The organism is Erwinia sp. 2186, assembly GCF_057812255.1.
On record NZ_CM173824.1, the window covers coordinates 541,561 to 557,009 of the forward strand.

At 52.0% G+C, this 15,449-nt stretch carries 16 protein-coding genes; 5 read left to right on the forward strand and 11 right to left on the reverse strand.

The genetic code is table 11. The features are described from left to right. The first annotated feature begins 987 nt into the window (after positions 1 to 987). Both arcB and mtgA read left to right on the forward strand, forming a co-directional pair. The gene (arcB, locus tag ACXKZG_RS02550) at positions 988 to 3,318 is read left to right on the forward strand and encodes an aerobic respiration two-component sensor histidine kinase ArcB (protein WP_013204059.1); all 2,331 of its coding nucleotides are present in this window, start codon (positions 988 to 990) and stop codon (positions 3,316 to 3,318) included. Between the two features lie 876 nt (positions 3,319 to 4,194). Further along, the gene (gene mtgA, locus ACXKZG_RS02555) at positions 4,195 to 4,917 is read left to right on the forward strand and encodes a monofunctional biosynthetic peptidoglycan transglycosylase (protein ID WP_013204057.1); all 723 of its coding nucleotides are present in this window, start codon (positions 4,195 to 4,197) and stop codon (positions 4,915 to 4,917) included. 47 nt (positions 4,918 to 4,964) lie between these two features. Here the strand turns inward: mtgA and npr are convergent, their stop codons facing one another. From npr to ACXKZG_RS02610, 11 genes are all read right to left on the reverse strand, one after another. Beyond that, positions 4,965 to 5,237, reverse strand: a complete 273-nt coding sequence (npr, locus tag ACXKZG_RS02560) for a PTS phosphocarrier protein NPr (protein ID WP_013204056.1) — start codon at positions 5,235 to 5,237, stop codon at positions 4,965 to 4,967. Continuing rightward, entirely contained in the window at positions 5,234 to 6,088 is an 855-nt protein-coding gene (rapZ, locus tag ACXKZG_RS02565; RefSeq protein ID WP_013204055.1) for an RNase adapter RapZ, read from the reverse strand. Before rapZ ends, npr begins: the two co-directional genes overlap by 4 nt. Before the next feature lie 109 nt (positions 6,089 to 6,197). Continuing rightward, positions 6,198 to 6,680 carry a PTS IIA-like nitrogen regulatory protein PtsN gene (ptsN, locus tag ACXKZG_RS02570; RefSeq protein ID WP_173363019.1) on the reverse strand — a complete coding sequence of 161 codons (483 nt, stop codon included), beginning with the start codon at positions 6,678 to 6,680 and terminating at the stop codon, positions 6,198 to 6,200. A 213-nt stretch (positions 6,681 to 6,893) separates the two neighbouring features. Then, positions 6,894 to 7,181: a ribosome hibernation promoting factor gene (gene hpf, locus ACXKZG_RS02575; protein WP_013204053.1), complete on the reverse strand. Its 288-nt coding sequence runs from the start codon at positions 7,179 to 7,181 to the stop codon at positions 6,894 to 6,896. Between the two features lie 22 nt (positions 7,182 to 7,203). Then, the gene (rpoN, locus tag ACXKZG_RS02580) at positions 7,204 to 8,637 is read right to left on the reverse strand and encodes an RNA polymerase factor sigma-54 (RefSeq protein WP_013204052.1); all 1,434 of its coding nucleotides are present in this window, start codon (positions 8,635 to 8,637) and stop codon (positions 7,204 to 7,206) included. Between the two features lie 48 nt (positions 8,638 to 8,685). Further along, the gene (gene lptB, locus ACXKZG_RS02585; RefSeq protein WP_013204051.1) at positions 8,686 to 9,411 is read right to left on the reverse strand and encodes an LPS export ABC transporter ATP-binding protein; all 726 of its coding nucleotides are present in this window, start codon (positions 9,409 to 9,411) and stop codon (positions 8,686 to 8,688) included. 6 nt (positions 9,412 to 9,417) lie between these two features. Next, positions 9,418 to 9,966 carry a lipopolysaccharide ABC transporter substrate-binding protein LptA gene (lptA, locus tag ACXKZG_RS02590; RefSeq protein ID WP_013204050.1) on the reverse strand — a complete coding sequence of 183 codons (549 nt, stop codon included), beginning with the start codon at positions 9,964 to 9,966 and terminating at the stop codon, positions 9,418 to 9,420. Continuing rightward, the gene (gene lptC, locus ACXKZG_RS02595; RefSeq protein ID WP_013204049.1) at positions 9,938 to 10,513 is read right to left on the reverse strand and encodes an LPS export ABC transporter periplasmic protein LptC; all 576 of its coding nucleotides are present in this window, start codon (positions 10,511 to 10,513) and stop codon (positions 9,938 to 9,940) included. The genes lptA and lptC overlap by 29 nt, the downstream gene beginning before the upstream one ends. Then, positions 10,510 to 11,076: a 3-deoxy-manno-octulosonate-8-phosphatase KdsC gene (gene kdsC / locus ACXKZG_RS02600; RefSeq protein ID WP_013204048.1), complete on the reverse strand. Its 567-nt coding sequence runs from the start codon at positions 11,074 to 11,076 to the stop codon at positions 10,510 to 10,512. The genes lptC and kdsC overlap by 4 nt, the downstream gene beginning before the upstream one ends. Before the next feature lie 17 nt (positions 11,077 to 11,093). Continuing rightward, positions 11,094 to 12,080 carry an arabinose-5-phosphate isomerase KdsD gene (gene kdsD, locus ACXKZG_RS02605; protein ID WP_013204047.1) on the reverse strand — a complete coding sequence of 329 codons (987 nt, stop codon included), beginning with the start codon at positions 12,078 to 12,080 and terminating at the stop codon, positions 11,094 to 11,096. A gap of 15 nt (positions 12,081 to 12,095) precedes the next feature. Further along, a complete protein-coding gene (locus tag ACXKZG_RS02610; RefSeq protein WP_013204046.1) occupies positions 12,096 to 13,076 on the reverse strand; it encodes a calcium/sodium antiporter in 981 nt (326 codons plus the stop codon). 223 nt (positions 13,077 to 13,299) lie between these two features. Between ACXKZG_RS02610 and mlaF the strand changes: the two genes are divergently transcribed. Genes mlaF through mlaD form a run of 3 tightly spaced genes read left to right on the forward strand, consistent with a single transcriptional unit; the run spans position 13,300 to position 15,446 of the window. Beyond that, positions 13,300 to 14,112: a phospholipid ABC transporter ATP-binding protein MlaF gene (gene mlaF, locus ACXKZG_RS02615; protein ID WP_013204045.1), complete on the forward strand. Its 813-nt coding sequence runs from the start codon at positions 13,300 to 13,302 to the stop codon at positions 14,110 to 14,112. Between the two features lie 7 nt (positions 14,113 to 14,119). Continuing rightward, on the forward strand, positions 14,120 to 14,893 hold the full coding sequence (mlaE, locus tag ACXKZG_RS02620; RefSeq protein ID WP_013204044.1) for a lipid asymmetry maintenance ABC transporter permease subunit MlaE: 774 nt from the start codon (positions 14,120 to 14,122) through the stop codon (positions 14,891 to 14,893). Positions 14,894 to 14,897: 4 nt separating this feature from the next. Further along, positions 14,898 to 15,446, forward strand: a complete 549-nt coding sequence (mlaD, locus tag ACXKZG_RS02625) for an outer membrane lipid asymmetry maintenance protein MlaD (RefSeq protein ID WP_013204043.1) — start codon at positions 14,898 to 14,900, stop codon at positions 15,444 to 15,446. The last annotated feature ends 3 nt before the right edge of the window (positions 15,447 to 15,449 follow it).

Consider the following 15,449-nt stretch of genomic DNA (forward strand, 5'->3'; position numbering starts at 1 on the left):
GGGGCTGCTCTCAAATTTCCGAATCTCTTAAAGGGAGATAACTTGCATCACGAGGGAGTCTTCTTGCTGCATAGATATGCCGAGACACTGGCCCGTCGGGAAAGCTTCCAGCGGATTTCCAACTTATCGGGAAAGCGTACTCAGGTCAAATAGCGTTCTTACTGAGGCTTTTACGACCTTATGACAGCTCAGGCTCTTGATGTGTAAGGATTTGTCGGCGTTTTTTCTACTAAACCCTGCAAGGCAAAGACCGCAATAAGTGTGAGCTGTCTCACTGTAGTGCAGGCGCCATATCTCTGCACCATGCTGGTGCTGGGGTTATTGGTAGGAGAATGTTCTGACAATTATACGCTATTTACTGAAAAATACTGTTTTTATCCCGTACGCTTATTTGAATTAAACAGCCACCCATCATTAGTAAAATTAATCATCACCGCAATGAGTAAGTTCTCACTTAATGTGAATTGTTATTCGATAGGGTAAAGGGTTAAGAGCGCAAAGATCGCCCTATCACTATGAATTAGCCAGTTCAGTGAGGAAAACCAGTAGAAGAACCGACCAGCGGATTATGCAGTTCAATAAAGCGTCCATCATCATGGCGACAGAAAGATGACAAAAGATTCGGGCGACGACAGGTTCATTTTAAGGCAGGTGGTTTTTATGCTGTGGATCCAGCAAAGACGCAGCTTGCAGGCAGATCAGCGATCGCTATTTTATGCCAAACGTGACGGTGAAAGTCCTCCTTAACAATTCGCCACAACCGCTCTCAACCAGGGCGAAGTAAGGCGATCGTGCCGGGCTTGTTTAACCGCGTGCCGTAGCAGAAATCCGTTAAGGGCCGTTTATTTCTTTGAATAAGTGAGTGCGTAAGCAGTCATTCAGCGCGGGTGCTGCACCAGGCTGGTGCGCTGATGCTTTGTACAGGTTACGTGGGTCTTTTAAGCTTTTACGGTATGATTGGGGCTATTGGCCCGGAAGGAATCTTTTATGAAACAAATTCGTCTCTTAGCACAATATTATGTCGACCTGATGGTCAAGCTGGGACTGGTCCGCTTCTCATTGTTGCTGGCTTCAGCGCTGGTGGTCCTGGCGATGATCGTCCAGATGGCGGTCACCATGGTATTGCGCGGTCATGTCGAAAGTATCGATATGGTTCGATCGGTGTTTTTTGGCCTGTTGATTACGCCGTGGGCGGTCTATTTTCTCTCAGTCGTCGTTGAGCAGCTTGAGGAGTCGAGGCAGCGCCTGTCGCGGCTGGTCGATAAGCTGGAAGAGATGCGTCACCGCGATCTTGAGCTGAATCAGCAGATGAAAGAAAACATCACCCAGCTGAATCACGAAATTGCTGACCGTATCAAAGCTGAAGAGGCGCGTTTGCAGGTGATGGCCAAGCTGAAGGAAGAGATGGCCCGGCGCGAGGAAGCGCAGATCGAACTTGAGCAACAATCCTCCTTCCTGCGCTCATTCCTGGATGCATCACCCGACCTGGTCTTCTATCGCAACATTGATCAACAGTTCTCGGGCTGTAACCGCGCGATGGAATTGCTGACGGGAAAAAGCGAAAAGCAACTGATTGGGCTGACGCCGCGCGATGTGTATGACGAAGATGCCGCCACTAAGGTATTGGAGACTGACGATAAAGTCTTCCGTCACAACGTGTCGTTAACTTACGAGCAGTGGTTGCAGTATCCGGATGGGCGCAAAGCCTGCTTCGAAATTCGTAAGGTGCCTTATTACGACCGCATTGGTAAACGCAGTGGGCTGATGGGCTTCGGACGCGATATAACGGAACGTAAGCGCTACCAGGACGCTTTAGAGAATGCCAGCAGGGAAAAGACCACATTTATCTCCACAATCAGCCACGAGCTTCGTACGCCGCTTAATGGCATCGTCGGCCTGAGCCGTATTTTGCTGGATACCGATTTAAATCAGGAGCAGCTCAAATACCTGAAAACCATCCACGTGTCGGCAATCACCCTCGGCAATATCTTTAACGATGTGATCGAGATGGACAAAATCGAGCGGCGTAAGGTCCAGCTGGATATTCAGCCGGTGGATTTTACCGGCTTCCTTGCCGATCTGGAAAACCTCTCCGGGCTGCTGGCCCAGCCGAAAGAACTGAAGTTTGTGCTCGACCCGCAACTGCCGCTGCCTCACAAAATCATGACCGATGGCACGCGCCTGCGGCAAATCCTGTGGAACCTGATCGGCAATGCGGTGAAGTTCACCCAGAAGGGCAGCATTATTGTTCGCGTGGCGTATCTGGGCGAAGACTGCCTGCGCTTCGAAGTGGAAGACTCCGGTATGGGGATCCCGCAGGACGAGCAGGACAAGATTTTTGCCATGTATTACCAGGTGAAAGACCAGCATGGCGGCAAGCCTGCCACCGGGACCGGGATTGGCCTGGCCGTTTCACGCCGGCTGGCACAGAGCATGGGCGGTGATATTACGGTTCACAGCGCGCCTGGCACAGGTTCCTGCTTTACCCTGACGGTGAATGCCCCACGTATCGCTGAGCAGCCGGAAGATCAGCAGCCAGCGGATGATATGCCGCTTCCTGCGCTTCACGTGCTGCTGGTTGAAGACATCGAGCTTAACGTGGTGGTTGCCCGCTCGGTGCTGGAAAAGCTCGGTAACAGCGTTGAGGTGGCGATGACGGGTGAAGAAGCACTCGCCATGTTCGACCCTGAAGAGTTTGATTTAGTGTTGCTCGATATTCAGCTGCCGGATATGACGGGCCTGGATGTCGCCCGTGAGATCCATCAGCGTCATGGCAAGCAACATTTGCCGCCGCTGGTCGCGTTGACCGCCAACGTGCTCAAGGACAAAAAAGAGTATCTGGATGCCGGGATGGATGACGTGCTGAGCAAACCGCTGGCCGTGCCGGCGCTGACCGCCATCATCAAAAAATACTGGGACTTTCAGCAAGACGAAGCCGAGGAACGCAAAGTGGACGAGAAGAAACTGGGATTACTGGACGTCACCATGCTTGAGCAATATATCGAGCTGGTGGGCCCGCAGTTGATTTACCAGAGCATGGAGATGTTCGAGCAGATGATGCCGGGCTATCTGGACGTGCTGGACTCCAACATGATGGCGCGCGATCAGAAAGGGATAGCGGAAGAGGGGCACAAGATTAAAGGCGCGGCAGGTTCTGTGGGGTTGGTGCATTTACAACAGTTGGCGAAACAGATTCAAAGTCCGGAGCTGCCAGCCTGGTGGGACAACGTTCAGGAATGGATTGACGAGCTGAAGCAAGAGTGGCGGAACGACGTGGACGTGTTACGGGAATGGGTTTCGGACGCTGGAAAAAAATGACCCCGACCGAGGCCGGGGTGCGCGAATACTGCGCCAACACCAGGGAAATGGGTAACCTGCGCTATTCTTAGAAGAAGAGTTTAAAAGCACAGGCGCGGTATTGGGTAAAACGCTCAGGAACTACCTTAGCAAATCTTACATCACATGTTACCAGATTCATTAAAATGTGTGATGTTGAGCAGCGATTTAAGACAGAAAACATTAATTTGATAACACAGTCAAGCTGGAAATGATTTTTTGCTTTGAATTGGTGGTTTTTTAAACGAATGTGGCGATTTTTTCGGGAATCCGATTGACGTGGTGGTGTAGCCAGCACGTCGGCGCGCTAGCAACGCTGCTAATCAAAAATGGTCAGACTGCTGAAAAGTTTAACTCTCTGTATAACATATTCTTTTTGTGAGATTACGGTCTCGGGAATGAAACCGTTTACAGGGCGAATGATAAAAGCGCAATTGGAAGTTTTTACCGATTAATGAAGGCGTATTTAATAACTTTTGCGATCTGGATGAAGCGCTTATCTTGTTAGCCCAGTAAAAGCCCCTATTCAGAATCTTCTCAGGGTTTTGGGCTGCTTCCGACCTGTTTTGCAAATGCTTAGGTAAGAAATTTATAAGCTATGCGAATCTTTTTTTATCAACTGATTCGGACCGCTTAACTGATGTTCCTGAGGATGTTTTACGTTCGTTTGTTCTATGGAACCGATTCCTGAAGTGCGGAAGTGGTTGAAGCGGCTAGGACATTTTAATTCTGGCCGGGCTTTATCCCTTAAAAGCGCCTTTTGTTGGCAATGTTAGCGTCAGGTTCTTGTTTAAGAAGAAAAGTGTCATACAGCTATCCTCTTACAGGAATTGATAAGATAGTCATGGATATTATGGTATGAAAAAACGAAACAAAAAGGGTTTTCAACTGCTCAAAACGTGGGTTTTACGCGCGTTTTTGACCGTGATTGGCGTGTGGGTTGCGGGTATTTTACTGTTTTCATTTCTGCCGGTACCGTTCTCCGCTGTTATGGTAGAACGACAGCTAGGTGCCTGGTTTAGCGGCAATTTTAGTTATGTCGCGCACTCTGACTGGACCAGCATGGATGACATTTCACCCTGGATGCCCCTGGCGGTAATGGCCTCTGAAGATCAGAAATTCCCAACGCACTGGGGTTTTGATGTGCAGGCCATTCAATCAGTGCTGGATAACGAAGAGGGTGGGCGGATCCGCGGCGCGTCGACCCTGTCTCAGCAGACCGCCAAGAACGTCTTTTTATGGGATGGCAGAAGCTGGGTACGCAAAGGCTTAGAGGCGGGCCTGACGGTGGGAATTGAAACCGTGTGGACCAAAAGACGTATTCTGACCGTTTACCTGAATGTGGCCGAGTTTGGTGACGGCGTTTTCGGCGTTGAGGAAGCCTCTCAGCGCTACTTCCATAAGCCGGCGAGTCGTCTGACGATGTCTGAAGCCGCGCTGTTAGCGGCCGTATTACCGAATCCAATTCGTTTTAAAGCCGATGCACCGTCAGGCTATATCCGTCAGCGCCAGCAGTGGATTTTGCGCCAGATGAGGCAGCTTGGGGGAGAGGGATTTTTACGCGAACATAAGCTGATGTGAGAACGTTTTCCCAGGCATAATCGGTGATTATGCCTGGTATAAAACGGTTAATCTTCGTCGAAACCGGCGTTAAAAAGCTCAATTACCGCACTCAGCGCCTTCTCTTCTTCAGGGCCAGAGGCTTCAATTTCAATATGGCCGCCCTTGGCTGAATCCAGCATCAGCAGCGCTATCACGCTGCTGGCCTCCGCTTCAGTGCCACTCTCATTACGCAGTAACACTTCCGCATCAAAACTCTGCACCAGTTCGAAAAGCTTCATGGCCGGGCGCGCGTGCATTCCCAGCTTATTTTTGATCTCAACGGTTTGCCTGACAGTCATGATTTACGTTTTTCCAGCGTGCGATGACGGGACTGGACATTTTTACCGCGAGAGCGGAAATAGTCAGCCAGCTGTTCAGCGATATAGACGGAACGGTGTTTACCCCCGGTACAACCGATGGCAACGGTAAGATAGCTGCGGTTGTTGGTTTCCAGCATCGGCAACCACAATTCCAGATAGCTTCGGGTCTGATAAATGAAGTTATGTACTTCCGTATGGCGGTCGAGAAACGCCGCTACCGGGCGATCCAGGCCGGTCATCGGACGCAGTTTTGGATCCCAATGGGGATTCGGCAAAAAGCGCACATCGAAGACGTAGTCAGCATCGATAGGAATACCGTGCTTGTAGCCGAAGGATTCGAAAACCATCGTCAGCTCACGCTCGCGTTTACCCAATAAGCGCGTCCGCAGCATCTCGGCCAACTCGTGCACCGACATCTCGGAGGTATCAACAATCAGGTCAGCGCGAGAGCGCAGCGGTTCCAGCAGCTCATTCTCTTCGTCAATGGCGCTCTCCAGCGATAAATTCTTGCTGGAAAGAGGGTGCAGGCGGCGAGTATCGCTATAGCGACGGATCAGCGTGTTGCGGTCGGCATCGAGAAACAGCAGTTGAGGAGAAAAGCTGTCTGGCAGGCTGGTCAGGGCTTTTTCGAACACTTCTGGTGACTCAGGCATATTGCGCACGTCGATGCTGACCGCAGCAGACATGTTGCGGTCGGCCAGAGAATTGGCCAGTTCAGGCAGTAAAACCACGGGTAAGTTATCCACGCAGTAAAAGCCCATATCTTCCAGTGCTCTCAAGGCGACAGACTTACCCGATCCCGATCGACCGCTGACAATCATCAGCACCATGACTTGTTCTCCTGAATTTGCCTGTTTGAGGGTATTCAGCCCTGGCTGCTAAGGCCGCCAGAATAACCCACATGCTTAAAATGAGCCGGGGCTTCCACGCCCGGTATGATCAGTGGCTCTCCTCAGGAGTCTCAGCCATGATCTCGTAAAGCTCTTCATCGGTCTGCGCAGCACGCAGGCGGCGACATACGGTTTTATCCGCCAGACGTTTGGCAACCAGCGACAGCGTATGCAAATGCGTTTTGCACTGATCGGCAGGTACCAGTAAGGCGAAAAGCAGATCTACCGGTTGATTATCAATGGCATCAAAAGCGATCGGCTGATCGAGGCGGATAAAAACGCCCACCGCACGCAGGGTGTCTTCTACCAGCTTGCCATGCGGGATCGCGATACCATTACCAATTCCGGTACTGCCCATACGTTCACGGGTCAGAATCGCTTCGAAGATGGTCTGGTGCGGAAGGTTAAGCTGTTTAGCCGCCAGCTCGCTGATGATTTCCAGCGCCCGCTTCTTACTCTGGCAATGGACGCCGCTGCGGGTGCAGGACACATTCAGTACCGAGCTCAGTTCCAGTGTTAATTCATTGTTCATCATAGTTTCACTTACGTGTTCACTTCTGCCTGGCAAAATTACGGGACACATCTTCACCTGAGAAGAGGGGAGAGGGTCATCGGTCGACTGCTCAGCCTGCCTGATTGATTAACGGCCCGGCTCCCCGGTTAAAGGGAGCCGAGCCGGTTATCTTACGTCATGCCTGATCCTAAGATTAGGGTGGCGAAGAAATAATCAATGCTTGAGTGAAATTTAGTGCTGCTTCAGCTTGTCTTTATGTTTATTGAGCTGGCGCGTCAGCTTGTCTATCAAGCCGTCAACCGCCGCGTACATATCTTTCCCTTCCGAGGTGGCATGCAACTCACCGCCATTCACATGCAAAGTCGCATCCGCTACCTGAGTGACCTTTTCGACCTTCAGTACAATATAGACCTGATTAATTCGATCAAAGTACTGTTCCAGTTTGGCAAATTTGGTCGTCACGAAATCACGCAATGGTTCAGTGATTTCCACGTTCTGCCCGGTAATGTTGAGTTGCATACGTTCTTCCTTATCTGTTCGATCAGACCAGCTGTTTGCGCTGGTTTGAGGGCGGGATGGATAAAGACTCTCGGTACTTTGCGACAGTGCGGCGCGCTACCATGATCCCTTGATTAGAGAGCAAGGTCGTGAGCTTGCTGTCGCTCAGTGGTTTGGCGGGATTCTCCGCCGAGATTAATTTTTTCACCAGTGCACGTATCGCCGTGGAGGACGCTTCGCCACCACTGTCGGTGTTGACGTGACTGGAGAAAAAATACTTCAATTCAAAAATTCCGCGCGGACTGTGCAGATACTTCTGCGTGGTCACGCGCGAAATGGTGGATTCATGCATATCCACGGCACTGGCGATATCCGCCAACACCATGGGGCGCATAAATTCCTCGCCCTGTTCAAAAAACGCCTGTTGCTGATCGACGATGCAGCGCGTCACTTTCAGCAGCGTATCGTTACGGCTTTCCAGACTTTTTATCAGCCACTTCGCTTCCTGCAAATTGCTGCGGATAAACTGGCTGTCACTGTCGTTACGCGTCGAACCGCCGAGTGAAGCGTAATGCTGATTAATCTTCAGCCTGGGTACGCTGTCTGAGTTCAGTTCCACCGTCCAGCGATTGCTGGCTTTGCGCACCAGCACATCCGGGATGACATATTCCGGCTCGGTAGTATTAATCGACTGACCCGGACGCGGATCGAGCGACTGAATCACCTGCATGGCGTTTTTAAGCACGTCTTCCTTCAGCCGCGTCACGCGCATCAGGCTACGAAAGTCATGATTAGCCAGTAAGTCCAGATGTTCGCTGACAATCAGCCTTGCCTCTTTCAGGCACAAGGCCTCAGGCGGGAACTGGGAAAGCTGGACCAGCAGGCAATCCCGCAGATCGCGGGCACAGACGCCAACGGGATCGAAGCGCTGGACGCGTTTCAATACCGCTTCCACTTCATCCATGGTCAATTCATCGTTGCCAATGCTGTCGAGGATCTCATCCAGCGAGGCGGTCAGATAACCGGTGTCGTCCACGGCATCGACGATCGAGGTCGCGATCGCCCGGTCAGTTTCGGTAAACGGGGTTAGCTCCACCTGCCACATCAGGTAATCCTGAAGGGTCTGCGTGGTTTCACCCTGATAGACCGGCAGCTCGTCGTCGTGATAATCGGTTCCGGTGCCTGACGGCGTTCCGGCGGTATAAATTTCGTCCCAGGTCGCATCCAGAGGCAGTTCTTCGGGCATGTCTTTCTGTTCCAGCGCTTCCCTGGTATCCAGAGCCTCTTTCTCCTGATATTCGCGTACGTCCACTTCCTCATGAATGTCGGTTTGTTCAAGCAACGGATTACTTTCCAGCGCCAGCTGAATTTCCTGCTGTAGTTCAAGCGTAGAGAGCTGCAGCAAACGGATCGCCTGTTGCAGTTGTGGCGTCATGGCAAGCTGTTGGCTAAGCCTGAGTTGCAAACCTTGCTTCATATTCAGGATACTAATTCCTCGAAAATCTTACCTGGTTTTAACACCTTATCAGAGTCTGAACTCTTCGCCCAAATAGACTCTTTTAACTTGTTCATCCTCCAGAATTTCTGCCGGAGTTCCATGAGCAATTAAGTGCCCCTGGCTGACGATGTAAGCGCGCTCACATACCGCCAGCGTTTCACGCACGTTATGGTCGGTGATCAGCACGCCAAGGCCGCTGTCACGCAGGTGTTCGATAATCTTTTTGATATCAATAACTGAAATCGGGTCAACACCGGCAAAGGGCTCATCAAGCAGGATGAACTTTGGATTGGCGGCCAGCGCGCGGGCAATCTCAACACGACGGCGTTCGCCACCGGATAATGCCTGACCCATGCTGTTGCGCAGATGCTCGATGTGGAATTCGTTCATCAGCTCATTGGCGCGGTCTTCGCGTTGTTCTGTGGTCAGATCGTCGCGGATCTGCAGCACGGCCATCAGGTTGTCATAGACGCTCAGGCGGCGGAAGATCGACGCTTCCTGCGGCAGGTAGCCAATCCCACGGCGAGCGCGGGCGTGCAACGGTAAGATACTGATGTCTTCATCATCAATGATGATACGACCCGCATCACGCGGCACAATGCCAACTACCATATAAAAGGTGGTGGTTTTGCCGGCGCCATTTGGACCTAACAGGCCAACAATCTCACCGGATTTGACCTGCAAACTGACATCTTCGACCACGCGACGGCCTTTGTAAGCCTTCGCCAGGTTTTCCGCAATTAACGTAGCCATAGCTGATTAGTTACTCTTTTTTGGGCCGGTAGACTGGGTGCCTTTGTCCTGCAACTGGGAAGGAACCAGGATGGTAGTCACGCGTTTACCGCTGCTGCCATAAGCCTGCATTTTCTGATCTTTCACCAGATAGGTTATCCGATCACCCTTCACGTTGCTGTCGAGCTGCTCCAGATAAGCATTACCGGTCAGCTCGACAAAATCTTTCGCCAGCTCATAATGCATTTTCTGCGCATGGCCTTTCACCGGCTTGCCGTTGTCCTGCATCTGGTAGAAGGTGGCAGGATTACCATAGGCATCGACGATGGTTTTCTTGCTGTCGCCATCCGGGCGAGTGACCACGACTTTATCCGCGGTGATTTTGATCGAGCCCTGAGTCACGATGACGTTGCCAGTAAAGGTGGCAACGTTACCCTGCATATCAAGGGCCTGATTTTCGGAATCGACATTCACCGGTTTATCGGAGTCGCCGGTCAGCGCCAGAGCGGGCAGGCTGGTAGCCAGCAGCAAGCTGAGCGCCAGGAACTTAAGGTTGTTTTGCATTTTGGATTTCATAAGAGGTTTTGACCTTTTCAATCAGCTCGGCTGTTTTCTTCCGTAAATTTCCACGCATCTTCATCCCGGTAGAGTTGAAGCTACTGCCATAAAGTGTGACCTGATCATCCGACGTTACATCCTGGGTGACGAGGTTCACTATGGCATTATCGGTCTTAATCCGCTCAAGTTGAGCATCCTGAGTCAGGCTGTTAACCTCTACGTGGCCGTAAAGATACAGCATACGGTCATTGGTCAGCTTGGCTTTGTCTGCCCGGATAGACCAGGTCGGAATTTTGTTTTCGTCGTACGTGGTCATCACCGGGTTTTCGAACCAGCTGACCGCCTCAGTGGAAAAATAGGTCACTTTATCCGACACCAGCTTGTAGTTCAGACCACCCTGAGGGTTGTAAACCACAGTATTTGAGCTCTGGCTGGTGTAGGTGGGATTCTGGTCGCTGTTGGCAACAGGTTGTGCGCTGTCATCCGGACCGGCCAGATTCCAGCCAATCAGCACAATGGCCACCAAAGCCAGTAACAGCGTGATCCAACGTCTGGTTTTACTCATACAGACTGCCCTTTGGCCTCATCAAACTTATCCTGTGCTATCAAAATCAGATCGCAAATTTCACGCACCGCTCCCCGACCACCGGCAATACGGGTTACGTAGTTTGCGCGAGGAAGCAGGACCGGGTGGGCATCAGCTACGGTAACGCTGAGACCGACTTCGGCCATCACCGGCCAGTCAATCAGGTCGTCACCGATGTAAGCCACCTGCTCGGGGCGAAGTGCTAGTGTATCCAGAAGTTCACGGAAGGCCAAAAGCTTATCAGATTGTCCCTGGTAAAGATGCGTAATCCCGAGAGTGGCACAGCGATCTTCCAGCAATTTTGCCTTCCGGCCGGTAATAATGGCCACTTCCACGTCGGATGTCAGCAGGCAACGAATACCATAGCCGTCGCGGACGTTGAAAGCTTTCAGCTCTTCTCCGCTGTTGCCCTGATAGATCACGCCATCGGACATGACGCCATCAACATCACAAATCAACAGTCTGACCTCGCGCGCGCGGGTCATGACATCAAGGCTCACCTCGCCATAGCAAGTTTCAACCCACTCTGCAGCAGTACTCATTTGTCTTCTGTTCCTTGTTAAACCACGCCAGCGCGCAGCATGTCATGCATATGCACCACGCCCAGCAGCGTGTCACCGTCAGCCACCATCACGACGGTAATATTCCTGCTTTGCATCAGGTTGAGCGCATCCACCGCCAGCAGATTTGGGCGGACCCGAATGCCGCCTGAGGTCATTACGCTGGCAATGTCGGCCGTCTGGAAATCAATGCCCATATCAAACACCCTGCGCAGGTCACCATCGGTAAAGATGCCTTCAATCTTCATCAGATCGTTGCAAATCACCGTCATGCCCATGTTTTTGCGGGTAATTTCAAGCAGCGCATCCCGCAAAGAAGCCTCGCGGCTGACATGCGGGATCTCATCACCGGTGTGCATAATATCATTGACGGTTAACAGCAGCTTACGGCCAAGTGCGCCGCCCGGATGGGACAGGGCAAAGTCTTCGGCAGTGAAACCACGCGCTTTTAACAGCGCAACCGCCAACGCATCTCCCATCACCAGTGTCGCCGTGGTGCTGGTGGTCGGCGCCAGGCCCAGAGGGCAGGCTTCCTGCGGTACTTTAACACACAGATGAATATCAGCGGCACGACCCATCGCGCTCTCGGGTTTGCTGGTCATGCAAATCAGTGAGACGTGGAGCCGCTTTAACACCGGGATAAGGGCCAGAATTTCAGAGGATTCGCCGGAATTGGAGATGGCGATGACAATATCACCCGCGCTTACCATGCCTAAATCGCCGTGGCTGGCTTCAGCAGGATGAACAAAGAAAGCGGGTGTACCGGTGCTGGCAAAGGTCGCGGCCATCTTTTTGCCGATGTGACCCGACTTGCCCATGCCCATTACCACGACTTTCCCTGAGCAGCTGAAGATGCGCTGACATGCCTGGGTGAAATCGTCGTTGATGTATTGATCAAGCTGCTCCAGGCCCTGACGTTCGATATTCAGGACATCTTTCCCGGCTTGCTGAAAGTCAAAGCCGGGTTCGAGGTTGCCAGGTGCCATAATTTCCATTCCTTTTTACCAGAGGGTAGCCGAAGGCAGCCAGTAGAGCAGTGCAACCCAGGCAACAAAGCCAGAGAGCAGTAGCGCACCGGCCACGCGGCCGATACAGCGGCTGCGCTGTAAACAGATTAAGGTAAATAGCGCGCTGACGCCCAGCATGACCCAATAGTCACGAGCGAACGCGTGCATATCAATATCCCCTGGGTGAATCAGTGCCGGAACGCCCAGGACAATCGCAATATTGTAGATGTTGGAACCAATAAGGTTGCCAATAGCGATATCATCTTCGCCTTTGAGTGCGCCCGCGATCACCGTCGCCAGTTCAGGCAGGCTGGTGCCAACGGAAATCACCGTCAGGCCAATAATCAGTTCGCTGATGCCGAAGAAGTCCGCAATCACCGTGGCGTTATCGATGACCATCCGCGTAGACATCGGCAGAATAATCAACGCCACCGCCAGCCATAAAAAGGCGACGGTATTACCGGTATCGTCGCGCGGCAGCTCAGCCAGCTGCTCTCGTGTCAGCGAGTCGTTGTTTTCGCGTTCGGCTTTACGGGCAATTTTGATAATAAAGAGTAAATAAGCCGCCGCAATGGCGATCAAGGCCACGCCATCATTGCGGCTGAGGTTATTATCAAACAGCATTACGCCGCATAATAATGTGACCAGCAGCATCAGTGGCAGTTCACGACGAACCAGATTTGAATGCACCGTAAGGGGATGAAGCAGGGCCGCACCACCGAGGATCAGCAAAATGTTGGTAATGTTCGATCCCATGGCCGTGCCCACGGCGATATCCATCTGTCCATGGGTTGCTGCGGAGAAAGAGACAATCAGCTCAGGTAGCGAGGTGCCTATTCCGACCACCGTCATACCAATAATCAGCGGAGGAATGCCCAGCGCGCGGCTCAGAATAGCGGCACTGAAGACCAGACGATCGGCACCATATACCAGCAGAACTAAACCGATAACCAACAGTGCTATAGCTACGAGCATGAAATGTCCTTTGATCGGGTATAATCGTCGGCTGGCCTTGCGCGACGAGTAAAGCAAGGGTGTTAAGTTATTGTGCTGATTTTGACGGTCTGGGAGCGAAAAGTAAAACTTATGCCAACTTTAGCCACGTCTTCGAGGTAAGTTTCTGTAAAAGTGTCCTGTCCGATGGGTTATACGCTACCATCGGAGATAAATTTAATGCCTGAAATGTGGAGAGGTAACTATGAGCCAGACGGAGACGAATTTGGTGGATGTCCGGGGCGTGAGCTTTGCCCGTGGAGATCGCCCAGTATTCGATAACATCTCGCTGACTGTGCCAAAAGGGAAAGTGACCGCTATTATGGGGCCATCAGGCATTGGTAAAACCACCTTATTACGTCTGATTGGTGGCCAGTTACGCCCTGACAGCGGAGAAATCTGGTTTAACGGCGAAAATATTCCCAGCCTGACTCGCTCTCGCTTATATGAAGCCAGAAAAAAAATGAGCATGCTGTTCCAGTCCGGTGCACTGTTCACTGATCTTACCGTCTTTGATAATGTTGCCTGGCCGCTGCGTGAACACACTCAGCTTCCCCCGCAGTTGCTGCACAGCACGGTGATGATGAAACTGGAAGCGGTAGGATTACGCGGAGCGGCACAGCTGAAACCTTCCGAACTTTCAGGCGGCATGGCACGCCGTGCGGCGCTGGCCCGTGCGATTGCCTTAGAGCCTGACCTGATCATGTTCGATGAGCCTTTCGTCGGCCAGGATCCCATTACCATGGGCGTGCTGGTTAAACTGATTGATGAACTCAACCATTCGCTGGGGATGACCTGCATTGTGGTTTCTCACGATGTTCCGGAAGTGCTCAGTATCGCTGACTACGCTTATATTATTGCCGGGCAGAAGGTGATTGCTCAGGGAACGGCTAAATCCCTGCATGAAAATGAAGATGCGCGTGTCCGCCAGTTTATTGATGGTATCGCCGATGGTCCGGTACCGTTTCGTTTTCCTGCAGGCGATTATCTGCAAGACTTAACCGGTTCAGGGAGTTAACTAACTGATGTTTTTACGTGCGCTTGGACGACAGGGGATCAATACCTGTGCTTCCTTTGGTCGTGCCGGATTAATGCTCTTTCACGCGCTGGTGGGTATTCCCCGCTTTCGCAAGCACGCGCCACTGCTGATAAAACAGCTTTACAGTATTGGTGTACTGTCACTGCTGATCGTTGTGGTATCGGGCTTATTTATTGGCATGGTACTGGGATTGCAGGGCTATCTGGTATTAAACACCTACGGTGCCGACAGCAGCCTTGGCATGTTAGTGGCGCTTTCGCTGCTGCGCGAGCTGGGGCCGGTTGTGACCGCGCTGCTGTTTGCGGGCCGGGCAGGCTCTGCCTTAACGGCGGAAATTGGCCTGATGAAAGCCACTGAACAGCTCTCCAGTATGGAGATGATGGCGGTCGATCCGCTGCGTCGGATTATTTCACCCCGGTTTTGGGCGGGCTTTATCAGCATGCCATTGCTGACGCTGATTTTTGTGGCGGTTGGTATCATGGGCGGCGCCATTGTTGGCGTCAGCTGGAAAGGCATCGACAGCGGGTTCTTCTGGTCGGCGATGCAAAATGCTGTTGATGTGCGCACGGACATTCTTAACTGCGTAATCAAAAGTGCGGTCTTCGCCTTCACGGTGACCTGGATTGCTCTGTTCAATGGCTATGATGCTATCCCAACTTCGGAAGGGATTAGCCGGGCAACCACTCGCACTGTGGTACATGCTTCTCTGGCGGTACTCGGTTTAGATTTTGTGCTGACTGCACTGATGTTTGGGAACTGATTCAATGCAAACGAAAAAAAGCGAAATTTGGGTAGGTGTGTTTTTATTACTGGCGCTGTTTGCGGCACTGTTTCTTTGCCTGCGCGTGGCGGATTTGCAATCGCTGGGCAGCACGCCAACCTGGAAACTCTATGCGACTTTCGACAATATTGGCGGCCTGAAAAGCGGGTCACCGGTCAAAGTGGGCGGTGTGGTGATTGGTCGGGTATCCGACATTGAACTTGATCCAAAAACTTACTCGCCGCGCGTTACGATGGATATCGAAGACCAATATAATCAACTGCCTGACACCAGCTCGCTGGCGATCAGAACCTCCGGTCTGTTGGGGGAGCAATTCCTGGCGCTGAATGTCGGTTTTGACGATCCCGATATGGGAACCGCTATGCTTAAAGATGGCAGCACCATTCAGGATACCAAATCGGCGATGGTGCTTGAAGACCTGATTGGCCAGTTCTTGTATAAGAGCGGCAATGGTAATGAGAAGAAAGATGATTCGTCGGCGGCACCGGAAGCTAACGGGCAACCCGCGCCGGCGGCTACGACTACACCATAAGAG